14 protein-coding genes and 1 CRISPR repeat array are annotated in these 11,923 nt (G+C 69.2%); of the genes, 7 read left to right on the forward strand and 7 right to left on the reverse strand.

Going from position 1 to position 11,923, the window contains the following annotated elements:
* Window positions 1-162 precede the first annotated feature (162 nt).
* Entirely contained in the window at window positions 163-579 is a 417-nt protein-coding gene (locus tag ACFOYY_RS42295) for a hypothetical protein (RefSeq protein WP_386197167.1), read from the reverse strand.
* Window positions 576-800: a hypothetical protein gene (locus ACFOYY_RS42300; protein WP_386197168.1), complete on the reverse strand. Its 225-nt coding sequence runs from the start codon at window positions 798-800 to the stop codon at window positions 576-578. The genes ACFOYY_RS42295 and ACFOYY_RS42300 overlap by 4 nt, the downstream gene beginning before the upstream one ends.
* Window positions 801-1,697: 897 nt before the next feature.
* On the opposite strand from ACFOYY_RS42300, the gene ACFOYY_RS42305 reads away from it, so the two are divergent.
* The 4 genes from ACFOYY_RS42305 to ACFOYY_RS42320 all read left to right on the forward strand — a co-directional run bounded on the left by ACFOYY_RS42305 (window position 1,698) and on the right by ACFOYY_RS42320 (window position 3,506).
* Window positions 1,698-1,946: a GntR family transcriptional regulator gene (locus tag ACFOYY_RS42305; RefSeq protein ID WP_386197169.1), complete on the forward strand. Its 249-nt coding sequence runs from the start codon at window positions 1,698-1,700 to the stop codon at window positions 1,944-1,946.
* A 192-nt stretch (window positions 1,947-2,138) separates the two neighbouring features.
* The gene (locus ACFOYY_RS42310; RefSeq protein ID WP_386197170.1) at window positions 2,139-2,978 is read left to right on the forward strand and encodes a helix-turn-helix domain-containing protein; all 840 of its coding nucleotides are present in this window, start codon (window positions 2,139-2,141) and stop codon (window positions 2,976-2,978) included.
* Window positions 2,979-2,988: 10 nt separating this feature from the next.
* Complete coding sequence (locus ACFOYY_RS42315; protein WP_386197171.1) at window positions 2,989-3,192, forward strand: DUF397 domain-containing protein; 204 nt, start codon at window positions 2,989-2,991, stop codon at window positions 3,190-3,192.
* Between the two features lie 110 nt (window positions 3,193-3,302).
* The gene (locus ACFOYY_RS42320; protein ID WP_386197172.1) at window positions 3,303-3,506 is read left to right on the forward strand and encodes a DUF397 domain-containing protein; all 204 of its coding nucleotides are present in this window, start codon (window positions 3,303-3,305) and stop codon (window positions 3,504-3,506) included.
* A 159-nt stretch (window positions 3,507-3,665) separates the two neighbouring features.
* A CRISPR array of direct repeats spans window positions 3,666-4,148; the repeat unit is 29 nt; unit sequence GTTCCTCATCACCCTGAAGGGTTCGCAAC.
* Between the two features lie 237 nt (window positions 4,149-4,385).
* On the opposite strand, the gene ACFOYY_RS42325 is transcribed toward ACFOYY_RS42320, so the two are convergent.
* Window positions 4,386-5,807 carry an amidohydrolase family protein gene (locus ACFOYY_RS42325; RefSeq protein ID WP_386197173.1) on the reverse strand — a complete coding sequence of 474 codons (1,422 nt, stop codon included), beginning with the start codon at window positions 5,805-5,807 and terminating at the stop codon, window positions 4,386-4,388.
* 121 nt (window positions 5,808-5,928) lie between these two features.
* On the opposite strand from ACFOYY_RS42325, the gene ACFOYY_RS42330 reads away from it, so the two are divergent.
* Window positions 5,929-6,387 (forward strand): MarR family winged helix-turn-helix transcriptional regulator, encoded by a 459-nt coding sequence (locus ACFOYY_RS42330; protein WP_386197174.1) that lies wholly within the window; start codon window positions 5,929-5,931, stop codon window positions 6,385-6,387.
* Between the two features lie 109 nt (window positions 6,388-6,496).
* Here the strand turns inward: ACFOYY_RS42330 and ACFOYY_RS42335 are convergent, their stop codons facing one another.
* Genes ACFOYY_RS42335 through ACFOYY_RS42345 form a run of 3 tightly spaced genes read right to left on the reverse strand, consistent with a single transcriptional unit; the run spans window position 6,497 to window position 9,125 of the window.
* Window positions 6,497-7,393, reverse strand: a complete 897-nt coding sequence (locus tag ACFOYY_RS42335) for an alpha/beta fold hydrolase (RefSeq protein ID WP_386197175.1) — start codon at window positions 7,391-7,393, stop codon at window positions 6,497-6,499.
* Window positions 7,394-7,410: 17 nt separating this feature from the next.
* Complete coding sequence (locus ACFOYY_RS42340) at window positions 7,411-8,082, reverse strand: TetR/AcrR family transcriptional regulator (protein ID WP_352013588.1); 672 nt, start codon at window positions 8,080-8,082, stop codon at window positions 7,411-7,413.
* Window positions 8,083-8,141: 59 nt separating this feature from the next.
* Window positions 8,142-9,125, reverse strand: a complete 984-nt coding sequence (locus ACFOYY_RS42345; protein WP_386197176.1) for an Acg family FMN-binding oxidoreductase — start codon at window positions 9,123-9,125, stop codon at window positions 8,142-8,144.
* A gap of 256 nt (window positions 9,126-9,381) precedes the next feature.
* Here ACFOYY_RS42345 and ACFOYY_RS42350 point away from each other — a divergent pair, with 256 nt between their 5' ends.
* The gene (locus tag ACFOYY_RS42350; protein ID WP_386197177.1) at window positions 9,382-10,440 is read left to right on the forward strand and encodes a hypothetical protein; all 1,059 of its coding nucleotides are present in this window, start codon (window positions 9,382-9,384) and stop codon (window positions 10,438-10,440) included.
* A gap of 52 nt (window positions 10,441-10,492) precedes the next feature.
* Window positions 10,493-10,900 carry a pyridoxamine 5'-phosphate oxidase family protein gene (locus tag ACFOYY_RS42355; protein ID WP_386197178.1) on the forward strand — a complete coding sequence of 136 codons (408 nt, stop codon included), beginning with the start codon at window positions 10,493-10,495 and terminating at the stop codon, window positions 10,898-10,900.
* 63 nt (window positions 10,901-10,963) lie between these two features.
* Here the strand turns inward: ACFOYY_RS42355 and ACFOYY_RS42360 are convergent.
* The coding region (locus ACFOYY_RS42360; protein ID WP_386197179.1) for a GAF domain-containing sensor histidine kinase at window positions 10,964-11,923 on the reverse strand (960 nt) is incomplete at its 5' end.

Here is an 11,923-nt window from a genome sequence, read left to right on the forward strand (position 1 = left end):
CCTCCCCGGCGTACGGCCTGCCGAACAGGGCGCTCCGGTAGGCACTCCACAACCCGGTCGTCGAGCTGTGGAACACCAGCCAGTCCGGGTGGGCCGTCCGCACGGAGTCACAGGTTCGATCGGAAAGCTCAGGAACTTGACGATCCGTCCAGGCCGACAGCATCATGCCGCCCTCCCGCCCGGCGAACGCCGTCCACCGGCGGATGCCGTCTCCCCACCTGGCGAACCCCGCTCCCCGCCGGGTTCCCCGTTCCGTGCTCCGGAGGGCGGACGACCGGCCCCACCCCTCCTACGCCGAACCGGCGCCGGAGAAGGCTGTGGCGAGAGCCGCATCGCCCGGATCATCTCGGCCTCCCGCATCCGCTCCTCCAGCCCATCGGCCGTGGAGTCCTCCACGATCACCGGCCGGGGACCGTCCCAGGCGGCCACCGCGTAGAAGGCACGTCGTCCCAGGCTGTAGAGCACCGTCCAGTCCGCCCAGGCCAGGTCGATCCGCTCGGCTTCGGCCCGCGCTGGGCCGTCCCAGAGCCGCCGATACACCGGCTCATACGGCTGGCCGTCCCTGTGGCGTCCCGTCATGAGGTGACCTCCTCGACGAAGGCGGCGGCGCGGGCGGTCTTCTCCTGCTCGGCGATGACGGCCTGGACCTCGTCGAAGGTGTCGGCGTCCACCGCCGACTGCGCCCCGGCCCGTACGGCGGCGAAGGGGAAGACGTGGTTGCGGAAGGCCCAGAACCGGCCCGCGTCACTGATGAGCAACCGCCAACCCGGGATCACCTGGGCCGTGGGGGCGTTGTGCATGACCTGAACCTCCAAGATCCGACCAGAGGCGTGCCTGGCCAGGACGTTCGCCAGACGGGCCTGCCCTACGAGACAAGAAACAGCCGAAACCCGAACCGGCCGCCTGGTCGTACGAGCACGAGCAACAAGACATCGAGGCCGTACACCGAAGTGGTGAGGCTGGTGCACGCGAGTCCAGATGACCCCCGGCCGAGGAACCGTGGGGAACGGACGCCGAGCCCTCCTGGGCAGCGGTGGCCGCGTGGGCCGTACCGGTTCCACAGGCACAGGCTCCGGAACCGCGACCGGCCCAAGATCCGGCTGCCCACCACCATCCGGTACGGCCTTCGCGGCCGGAACCATCGCGGGCGCCTCCGGCTCCGGGTCGGGATCGGGCCGCCGCTGGGCGGGCACCAGCGGGATCACCTCGGCGGGCGCGACCTCCACCGGAGGCCGGGGAGCGGGAAGAACCTGCGGACCGTACTCACGACGGGCCTGGAGACGGGCGTTCATCAACACCCCGGACGGCTGTACGTAGTCGTGCCCCTCCTGCTGCGAACAGCCATGGGCGTAGGGGGAATGGCCGCACCGGGCGCATCCCATGGGCAGCGGTACGGCACCGGCGAAGCAGCCGCAGCCGTCCCGGATCGACGTGTCCGGGCTGGACTCCCGGGCACTACTCTTACTCACGTCAGGAGTCACCTTCCTGATAGAGGGCCTGTCCCGGCGACGCAACCGTCGGGCAGGTCCGTTTTTGGATCAGGGTGTTGCTCATGAGGAGCACCACTGGCGGCAGGAAAAAGAGGAAATGACAGGTCAAAGCCTTCGCAAGTTGAAGGCCCTATCAGGCCCTATCACACGCGGGCCTGCTAGGTTCTGGCGGTCCCAGGCGGGGTGTGCCCTCGTACGCTCCAGCCCATGTGGGAACGGGAGCCGAACAGGCCAGTCTGGGAGCAGGTGACGGAGATCTTGCGTGACCGTATAACCTCCGGCACCTACAGACCGAAGCAGCCCATCCCGAGCCTGCCGCACTTGATGGAGGAGTTCGGGATCGCGCTCAACACCGCCCGGAAGGCCGTCCATGCCCTCGTCGCCGAGGGAAGAGTGGAGACCGTCCGAGGTATGGGGACCTTTGTGATCCCTCCTGATGAAAAGAACCAGGAGTGACGTCGTAGACCGTGTTACGAGCGGGCGGCGACCATCTGGGCGGTGCCTCGATCTTCTTGACAGAGTGTTCATCTCACCCCGCTTCCATTCGGATACTCATAGTGGCCTAGTCGCGCTGAAACTTCAACACCAAAGTTTGGTTGTCATAGTTAGCTGCACCTGGTGGCAGTGCGTCTGACGGTAGGAGAGAACGTGAGTCACAGCCCAACGCTTCGGCGGCGTCGCCTCAGCGCGCTGCTTGTCCGGCTTCGCGAGGCATCCGGGCTCACCGTGGAGGAAGCCACCCGCCGACTGGAATGGTCCCGTGGGCGGCTCACCCACATGGAGCGCAACAAGTGGACCCGGCCAGATGTGGGCAACATGACCGCCCTGCTGAACGTGTACGGCGTCACCGATCCTCAGATGCGAGAGACGGTCCTCGAACTCGCACGCCAGTCCCGCACGAAAGGCTGGTGGGCCGAGTACGCCGAGGTGTTCCGTGGCTCGCTGCCGGGCTTCGAGGCCGAAGCATCCGAGATCCTCAGCTACGCCGCGCTACGCATCCCCGGCCTGCTTCAGACTCCTGACTACATGGCAGCGGTGATGCGAACGGGCACGCTCGACGAGCGGATGATCCAACGCCGGATAGAGGGACGCATCACCCGGCAGAAGATCCTGCACAGAGAGCAGCCCCTGGTGTTCCAGGTACTGATCGACCAGGCCGCACTGAACAAGGTCGTCGGCGGACCCAAGGTCATGCGCGATCAGCTTCGGCACATCGTCGCCCTCTCGGAACAGCCCACCATCACCGTGCATGTCATCCCGGACAGCGTGGGGGTCCATGCCGGGTTGGACGGAGAGTTCAGCATTCTCCGCTTTCCCGAAGATCCAAGCCTCGTCTACCTCGAAGCGGCCACCAGCGATCTCTATCTGGATGATGCCGAGGAGGTACAGGCGTATACCCTCATATTCGACCAAGTCCGTGAGGTGGCACTGCCTCCACGCGAGTCGGTCGCATTCCTCGTGGACCTCGCCCACCGATTCGACGAGTAAGGCAAAGATCATGGACCCAGCTCAGTCCATCACCTGGCGCAAGAGTTCGCTCAGCGGTGCAAATGGGGATAACTGCGTCGAGGTCACGACGGACCTCCCCGGCCTGGTAGGCGTCCGCGACAGCAAGAACCCCTCCGGCCCGGTTCTGGCGTTCACGGCTGACCAGTGGCGTTCTTTCCTCCTCCGGACGAAGACCGGCGACTTCGACGCCTGACCATCTTCACTCCCAGGGACCCCGGCACCCCTCACGGCGCCGGGGTCTTGCTTGTACAGCGACCCACCCGCACAGTGAAAATCAGGAACCCAAGAAGGCGAGGAGCAACCATGTCCCCCGACCTGTCCAACGCCGAGTTCCACAAGAGCAGCCTTACCGCCAACAGCAACGACTGCGTGGAGGTAGCCACCAACCTCCCCGGCCTGGTCGCCGTCCGCGACAGCAAAGACCCCTCCGGCCCCACACTGACCTTCAGCGCCTCCAGATGGAACGCCTTCGTAAACGGCGTAAAGCTCGGAACATTCGACGTCTAACCTACGATCCCGTCATCATGGACAGAGCCCCACAGTCCGAGGCCGTACTCAAAAATGATCAACGCTCTGACCTGCACCGCTGCACTACCGCCGGACTGCCGCAGAAACAGCCCCAGCCACCCCCGCGCGGACATACCTGACCTGGGACTTTACCCTCGGGTTCCTCATCACCCTGAAGGGTTCGCAACTGCGTCGCAGGTGCGTCAAGATCATTAATTGGCCTTGTTCCTCATCACCCTGAAGGGTTCGCAACCGCGGCCGGTGCGACAGCCACCAGAACGGGGCGGCGTTCCTCATCACCCTGAAGGGTTCGCAACTGGATGATCAGGCATCGGTAGGCCTCGCCGTTCAGGTTCCTCATCACCCTGAAGGGTTCGCAACTTGTCGTAGCGCTTGCCATTGATGAAGACAGCCATAGTTCCTCATCACCCTGAAGGGTTCGCAACGCAAGCCGGTTGCAGAGGCGTGGGCGGGTACGGCGGGTTCCTCATCACCCTGAAGGGTTCGCAACCGTCAAGGGATACCTGGAGCGCACCGGGATCAGCAAGTTCCTCATCACCCTGAAGGGTTCGCAACGTCGTGACCAGGACGGCGGGCCGCAGAGAGTCCGGCGGTTCCTCATCACCCAGAAGGGTTCGCAATCCTGTCCCCTGACGGCGTCTCGACCGGGTGAGGGTTCCTCATGGGCCCTCACCCTGAAGGGTTCGCGGCCCGCCCGCCTCGACCGTGGCGTCGATCGGGGCCGGGTTTCTCACCGATCGCGCCACGGCCGGACAGCAGGTCATCGGTGACATCGAAGGGTCCCACAACCGGCTGCCGCGCCCCCTCGAAGTCCTGACCGACAAGCCGCACAGGCTCGCCCCACGAACCACCTCAGGTCTAGGCGAACAGGTCCCGCCGTACGCCCGCGGCCTTGAAGAGGTGATCGCGGGAGGCCTCAAGTTCGTGTCGCAGCCGGTCGAGGTCGACGTCAAGGAGCCGGCCCCGCCATTTGCGGATCTTGCCTGCTACGAGCACGGTCTCGACGTTGCCGCGATCCATCAGGGAGACGACCGCCCCCGGCACGTTGTTGAGCGGGGCGACGTTGAGCGCGGTGGCGTCGAGGATGACGATGTCGGCCTGTTTGCCGGGGGTGAGCGTGCCGGTCCTGTCGTCGAGTCCCAGGTCCCTGGCGCCGTTGACGGTCGCGTATCTCAGCACGTCCCGGACGGTGAGCAGTTCGGGGGTGCCCGGTGACACGGGTCCGCCCCGGTCGAGGATCATCTGGTTGACGACCATGCGCTGCATCGTCATCGCGGAGCGCATCAGCGTGAACGGGTCCGCGGCCATCGTCGTCTCGACGTCCGAGCTCAGCGAGGGCTCCATGCCCAGTTCCCGCATCGTGAGAATCGGCGGGGTGCCGTGCCGCATGACCATCTCGATGGGGAAGGCCAGCGAGACCCGCGCGCCCGCGTCCCGGATTCGCTTCCAGGTCTCGTCGGACATGCCGGTCATGTGGATGAAGAGGTTGTCCGGACCCACCCGGACCCCGTCCTCACCCCTCGCGATCCTCTCCAGGTCCTGCCGCATCGTCCCCCACGAGCCGACCGCGTGGGCGGCGATCCGCACGCCCAGTTCGCGGGCGATCGCCCAGGACCGGCGGTGCGCCTGCCCGCCGAGGTAGATCTCGCCGCCCATGACCATGGTCACCAGCTGATCGTCCGTGGGGAACCACCGTTCCCTGACGCGGTAGGCGTCCTCCGGATACCGGGACCCGGTACGGCCTGCGCCCTCGAAGAGGCCGAACGCGGCACGCCGCCCGGTGTCGACCAGCGCCTGGACCGTCGCGTCGGTGTGCTCCGGGGAGTGGTGGATCTGCGACACGTCGAGCACCGTGGTGACCCCCGCGTCGAGTTGCGAGAGTCCCGCGAACAGCACGTTGACGTACACGTCCTGCGGCCGGTAGGCCGGGGCGAACCTCCCCAGGATGTGCTCGCCGTAGTTGGGCTGGGCGCTCGGCGAGCCCGACCCGTCGTCGGTGAGCAGGCCGTTGGGCAGGAAGGCGCGCTCGGCCGTCTCGAACTGGTGGTGGTGCGTGTCGACGAACCCCGGCATGACGACACGCCCCCGGGCGTCGATCACGTTCGCGTCCTGGGCGTCGAGGCCGGGGCCGACCGCGACGATCCTGCCGCCCTCGACCAGGACGTCGGCGTCCTCGAAGTCGCCGACGGCCGGGTCCATCGACATCACCGCCCCGCCCCGGATGACCAGGCGACCACCATCGGGGGGCGCGGGCTCGTTCTCGTTCCACTCGCTGGACATGGGGGTCTCCTTCGCGAGGCACCAGCCACAGGGGGATGAGCACGACATATCGAGTTGATGTGTCTACTCGCCACGGTACGCCCATGAGTGGACATGTCAACTCATGGGTTAAAGTGCCCCCATGGCACAGCTGGGACTGACCGAACGCGAACTCCGCGCCTGGCGGACGTCCTTCCTGATGGTCGAGTTGCTGAGGACACGTGTCGAGCAGCAGCTGCAGGCCGACGGCGGCCTGTCCAACGCCGACTACACCGTGCTCGTCCTGCTGGCCGAGGCGCCGGAGCGGCGGATGCGCGCCTACGAACTCGGCCGGGTCGCGGGCTGGGAGAAGAGCCGCATGCACCACCAGCTCACCAGGATGGAACGGCGGGGCCTGGTCACCAGGGAGCCGTGCGGTTCCCGTGGCGTGTACGCCGTACTCACCGCGGAGGGCCTCGCCGCGCTCAGGAGTGCCGCGCCTGGCCACGCCCGGGAGGTCCGGCGCCTGTTCGTCGACCCCCTCACCCCCGAGGAGCTCGAACGGTTCGCCGACGTCGCCGCCAAGATCCTCGACAACCTCCAGGCCGACGCCCAGTCGTAGGAGGCCGGGACGTCGTCGACGCCGCGTACGGGGTCACCGCGCGGAACGCGGCAGCGGGAGCCGTCGTCTGTGACGACCCGTTCGACCCGGGCGGCGCCGTGGAGCGCCGTCAGCGGGAGACGGTCTGCCGGGCGAGGAGTCGTCGCACGAAGGCCGTGACGCGGGCGGGGTCCTCCTCGGCCATGAAGTGGCCCGCGTCGATCGGTTCGTAGGTGAAGTCGGGTGCCCAGGCCCCCCAGATCTCGGTGGGGTCGAACCCGAGCAGGCTTCCCCAGTCCTGGGAGATCGCCGCGACCGGCATGGTGAGCCGCCGCCCGTCGGCCCGGTCCGCCCGGTCCATCTCAAGGTCGACGCTCGCGGTCGCGCGGTAGTCGGCGACGATGGACGGCACCGCCTTCGACGAGGCCGTGATGTAGTGCTCCCGGAGCCGGGGCGAGAAGGTGGTTCCCGTGGGGTCCCAGGCGTCGAGGAACGACGCGAAGAACTCCCCGGCCACGGCGCCGATCATCTTCTCGGGCAGCCCCGGGGGCTGCGCCATGAGGTAGAGGTGCCAGGCGACCTTGGCGTCGACGCCGTGCAGGACGTCCCAGGTGTCCATGGTCGGGAGCACGTCGAGGATGCCCACGTGGGTGATCGTTTCGGGGTGGTCGAGGCCCGCGCGGACGGCGACGAGCGCGCCGCGGTCGTGTCCGACGACCGCGAACCTGTCGTGCCCGAGCCGCGCGGCGACCGTGACGACGTCGTCGGCCATGGTGCGCTTGGAGTAGGTGTCGGGCGAAAGGGCGTCGGGCTTGTCGCTGTCGCCGTAGCCGCGGAGATCCGGAGCGATGACGGTGTGGTCGCGGCTGAGCTCCTGGGCGACGGCGCTCCACATGAGGTGCGTCTGCGGGAACCCGTGCAGGAGGACGACGGGCGAGCCCTGGCCCGCGTGGGCGACGTTGAGTTCGGTTCCGCCCGCTCCTGTGACGCGGTCGTAGGTGAAGCCGGGGATGGTGAGGTCGGTCATGGCGGTGGGTCCTTTGGTCACTGGTGGGGATCGGGGGCGGCCGGGGTGGGGCGGCCGGAGAAGATGCCGTGCTGGTCGGCGCTGACGCCGCTTCGCAGCGCCGGGATGAGGACGGAGTCGACGAGCGCCTCGCGGTAGCGCCGATCGGTGCTGAGGCCGTTGAGCTTGCGGATGACGAGCACGGCCGCCGCGACCTCTTCGTAGGCGAACGGGTCGGCGGACGCCGGAAGCTCGCCCCGGTCGATCGCGGCCCGCAGGACGGCGTCGGGAATCCGGGCGCCGGTGGGGCCCGCGGACTCCTCGATGTGCCGGCAGAGTTCGGGGTCCCCGAGGCCCGCCTGCATGATGGCGAGACTGACCGGAGATCCGGCCTCCACGGTCGCCTCCAGCCGCTCAAGGAGAGCGAGCAGGTCACCGCGGAGTGAGCCCGTGTCGATCGGGTCGGGTTTGTTGCCCGCGGCCGGGCCTGCCTTGATGGCCGCGACCACCATCTCCTGCTTCGTCGCCCAGCGGCGGTACAGGGTCCGCTTCGAGGCCTGGGCCCGGCGGGCCACCTCCTCGAACGTCACCCCGTCGATGCCGGTCTCGCTCAGGAGCGAGAGGACGACGGCGAGGATCTCGCTCTCCCTGGCCGCGTCGCGTGGACGACCGGGAGGCTTCGCGCTGGGCGCACTATTAGGATACGGCACGAGTCGTATCCTAATAGGTAACCGCGCGCGAATCCAAAACCGGGAACCGTCACGGACGCCTAGCCGTCCTCGCGCACCTCGCCGACCGGCCTTCTGACGCCCACTCCCTCGTCCGGGGTGAACCCGAGACGCATGATCATCTGTGGGTGTTCGCCGGACAGCAGTTCCTGCCGGGCGAACTCCCGCAGGTGGGCCATCTCCAGGGCCTGGGTGTGGAAGGCCGCCCGGACGTCGTGCGCGGCGGCGTGCAGCAGGACGCGCTGGAGCGCCTGCCCGGCCGCGATCCAGTCCTCCCTGGAGTCGGCCAGGGTGGTCAGCGCCGCCACCAGCCCGGTCGAGGTCGCGGTGAACCGGTCGGACTCCTCACCCCACGGACGGCCGTGGGCGTAGTCGCGCTGGGGGAAGGCGGGCTCGGTCGTCACCGGCTCCCGGGGGTAGGCCTCGGCGGGGACCCCGTCCACGTGCCCGCTCTCCGGCGGCCTTCCCCAGCGGATGACGTCGAGGGTGAACAGCGTGGCCTGGGACTGCACCTCCTGGGCCGCCTCGGTGAGCGCGGCCAGCACCCGCACCGCGGCCGTCGAGCGGATCGGCGTCAGGCGTGCCCCCTCGACCGCGGCCTGCTGGACCAGTTCGTCGACCAGCCGCTCCGGAACCGGCCGGTCGTCGAACCCGGCCCGGTGGGTGCGCCGCCGTTCGACCTGGCCGTACAGCGTCACGGTGTGCTCGTCCGGCTCGACGTGCCCGCCGAGCCGTACGGTGGCCAGCAGGGCGGGGCGGTCGGGGTCGGGGAGCACCCGCACCGGCGCCTCGTGGCCCAGCGCGCGCAGCGCCAGGCGCATGTTCGCCAGGGCGGCGCCGCAGCTGATCAGCATCTCCCTGCCCGTGACGTCACCGGCCCGCAGCCTCCTGTCGCTGTCGGCCCGCAGGGCGATCTCCTCGCCGTCGACGGCGAACGACCAGGGTTGGGTGTTGTGCACGGACGGCGCCCACACCGCCGCCTGGAGCGCCGTGTCGATCGTCTTCGTGACGTCCTCGGCCCGCATGGCTTCCCCTCCCTCTCCCCATGACGATCCCCCGGCGACCGGTGCGACGTCAGCGCCGAAAGTCCCCGATTCGGAGGACCTATGGCCACCCGCCGTCGGCATGACCTGGAGTCGGCCGAAAGACTCCGGCATCAGGGACTTCCGACCCTCGTCAAGCGGCCTTTCCCGTAGTGAAATGCGGGCAGCCGCGGCATCGTGCCGCCTCGGCCCCGCCCGTACGGCGACCTGGCGGGACCACGACCCGACAGGAGGAAACGTGGACCCCTGGCTCCTCACATACGACGGTTTCGACCCCGCCCACGAGGGGCTGCGGGAGATGTTCACGACGCTCGGCAACGGCTACTTCGCCACCCGGGGCGCCGTGCCCGAGGCGCGGGCGGACGACGTCCACCACCCGGGCACCTACGTCACCGGCTGCCACGCCCGGCCCGTCGGACGGCCCGCCGAGGACGAGGACCTGGTCAACGTGCCCAACTGGCTGCCCCTCACCTTCAGGGCCGAGGGCGGCGACTGGCTCGTCCCCGGTGGGGCCGAGCTGCTGACCTGCACGCACACCCTCGACATGGGCCAGGGAACGCTTTCGCGGCTGGTGCGGGTCCGTGACGACGCGGGCCGGATCACCAGGATGGAACAGCGGCGCCTGGTCTCCATGGCCGACCGGCACCTGGCCGCCCTGACCGCGACGATCGTCCCGGAGAACTGGGAGGGCATGCTCCAGGTCCGCTCCGCGCTCGACGGACGTGTCACCGGCTCCCCGGCAGCCGGGAACGGGTGGGAGGAGCTGACGCCGATCTGCGCGCACGCCGCCCACGGGGTGATCGAGCTGCTGACGCGCATCTCGGCCTCGGGCGTCGAGGTCGCGCTCGCCGCCAGGACGACGCTGGCCGGGGGACGGGCCGGGCGGGTCGTCGAGGAGGGCGTCGGCAGGGGTGTCGAGGAGGGCTGGGTGCACGACGACCGCGCCGTGTGGGTGCGGGCGGGCGAGGAGGTGACCGTGGAGAAGGTCGTGGCCCTCTACACCTCGGCGGACCGGGCCGCCACGGAGAGCGAGGCGTCGGCCAGGTCGGCCGTGGTGCGCGCGGGCTGCTTCGCGACGCTGTTGAGACGGCACGCGACCGCCTGGGAACGGCTGTGGGTGAACAGGCACCTGTACGCCGAGGACCCCCGTGCCCAGCAGGTCCTCAACCTGTACGTCTTCCAGCGCGCGCAGGCCGTCTCCCCACGTCCGCGCAGGGCCACCGTGGAGATCGACTTCGCCGAGGGGTGGGGACTGACCCGGACCCGCGTGTTCGCCGAGGCTGACCGCCGTGGATGATGGGACTTTCGCCTCTGCCCCGGTAACCGGTCACCAGACGAAGCTGGCAGGCATGAACGTCGACTCGGCCGGACTGGACGTGCTCTCCCGCCAGGAGTGCCTGGACCTGATCTCCTCGGCCATCATCGGGCGGATCGTCTTCACCGATCGCGCCCTGCCGGCGGTGCAGCCGGTCACCTTCTATCTCGACGGTGAGGACATCGTCATCCGGACCGGCACCGGCTCCAAGCTGGCCGCCGCCACCAGGCACACCGTGGTCGCCTTCGAGGTGGACGAGTTCGACGTTCACACCCGCACCGGCTGGTCGGTCACCGCCGTCGGCCGCGCGCACGCCGTGTCCGATCCCGGGCAGATCGACCGGCTCTCGCGGCTGCCGCTGACCACCTGGGCCCCCGGGGAGCGCAACCACTTCATCGTGGTCCGCACCGAGCAGGTCTCCGGCCGCCGCCTCAGACGCTGACACCACGTTCCGACACCCTCCGGGAGGCGCCGACGCCGTCCCGGTCTTTCGCGTTCCCCGCTCTCACCCCAGGGGGACGCTCCATTCGAGGTGGGTGCCGCCCTCGGGGGGCGAGACGATGGCGAAGGAGCCGCCGAGCTGTTCGGCGCGTTCGGCCAGGTTGCGCAGCCCGCTGCGCCTGCCGTCCTGGGGCATCCCGGTGCCGTTGTCGGTCACCGTCAGGATGAGCCACTCACCCCGCGCCTCCACACTCACCCCGGCCTTGGTCGCCCTGGCGTGCCGTACGACGTTGGACAGCGCCTCCCGCAGTACGGCCAGCAGGTGTTCGGCGACCGCGGCGGGGACCTCGTGTTCGAGCCGCCCCTCCATCTGCAGCCCCGGCATGAAGCCCAGGTGGCCCCGTGCCCCCTCGACCAGCTCGACGATCTTCCCGCGCAGCCCGGCCTCGGCGTCGCCCTGGGGCGTCTGCAGGGCGAAGATCGTCGAACGGATCTGCCTGATGGTCGCGTCCAGCTCGTCGATCGCGTTCTGCAGCCGGGAGGAGGCCTCGGGCCGTTCGACCAGCCGTACGGTGCTCATCAACGTCATGGCCACCGCGAACAGCCGCTGGATCACCACGTCGTGCAGGTCGCGGGCGATCCGGTCACGGTCTTCGAGGAGGCCGAGCCGTTCGGCGTCCATCCTGCTCTCGGCCAGTTCGAGCGCGATGGCCGCCTGCCCGACGAAGGCGTGCAGGGTGAGCAGTTCGGCCTGGTTGAACGGCATGCGGCCCGGGTGCTTGCCCAGGGACAGCACGCCCCGCACCGCCCCCTCCGCGCCGATGGGCACCGCGGCGATCGGGCCGAGCGACATGTGCTCGGCGACCGCGGCCGGGGTGGCCGCCTCGGCGGGGGCGGTGACCATGAGCGGCTGCCCGCTGGTCAGGGACTGCCCCTCGAAGGAGGCGCCGACCGGGACCCGCTCCCACGTGCCGGGGACCTCCTCCTCGGGGCCGTCGGCGATGATCACCTTCAGGTGGTCGCC

Source organism: Streptosporangium jomthongense (assembly GCF_042650425.1).
In the GTDB taxonomy this organism is placed as follows: domain Bacteria; phylum Actinomycetota; class Actinomycetes; order Streptosporangiales; family Streptosporangiaceae; genus Streptosporangium.

Bases quoted from the DNA above. Each gene is read 5' to 3' on its own strand.
- ACFOYY_RS42295 (WP_386197167.1), bottom strand. From the start codon at position 579: ATGACGGGACGCCACAGGGACGGCCAGCCGTATGAGCCGGTGTATCGG.
- ACFOYY_RS42300 (WP_386197168.1), bottom strand. From the start codon at position 800: ATGCACAACGCCCCCACGGCCCAGGTGATCCCGGGTTGGCGGTTGCTC.
- ACFOYY_RS42305 (WP_386197169.1), top strand. From the start codon at position 1,698: ATGTGGGAACGGGAGCCGAACAGGCCAGTCTGGGAGCAGGTGACGGAG.
- ACFOYY_RS42315 (WP_386197171.1), top strand. From the start codon at position 2,989: ATGGACCCAGCTCAGTCCATCACCTGGCGCAAGAGTTCGCTCAGCGGT.
- ACFOYY_RS42320 (WP_386197172.1), top strand. From the start codon at position 3,303: ATGTCCCCCGACCTGTCCAACGCCGAGTTCCACAAGAGCAGCCTTACC.
- ACFOYY_RS42325 (WP_386197173.1), bottom strand. From the start codon at position 5,807: ATGTCCAGCGAGTGGAACGAGAACGAGCCCGCGCCCCCCGATGGTGGT.
- ACFOYY_RS42330 (WP_386197174.1), top strand. From the start codon at position 5,929: ATGGCACAGCTGGGACTGACCGAACGCGAACTCCGCGCCTGGCGGACG.
- ACFOYY_RS42335 (WP_386197175.1), bottom strand. From the start codon at position 7,393: ATGACCGACCTCACCATCCCCGGCTTCACCTACGACCGCGTCACAGGA.
- ACFOYY_RS42345 (WP_386197176.1), bottom strand. From the start codon at position 9,125: ATGCGGGCCGAGGACGTCACGAAGACGATCGACACGGCGCTCCAGGCG.
- ACFOYY_RS42355 (WP_386197178.1), top strand. From the start codon at position 10,493: ATGAACGTCGACTCGGCCGGACTGGACGTGCTCTCCCGCCAGGAGTGC.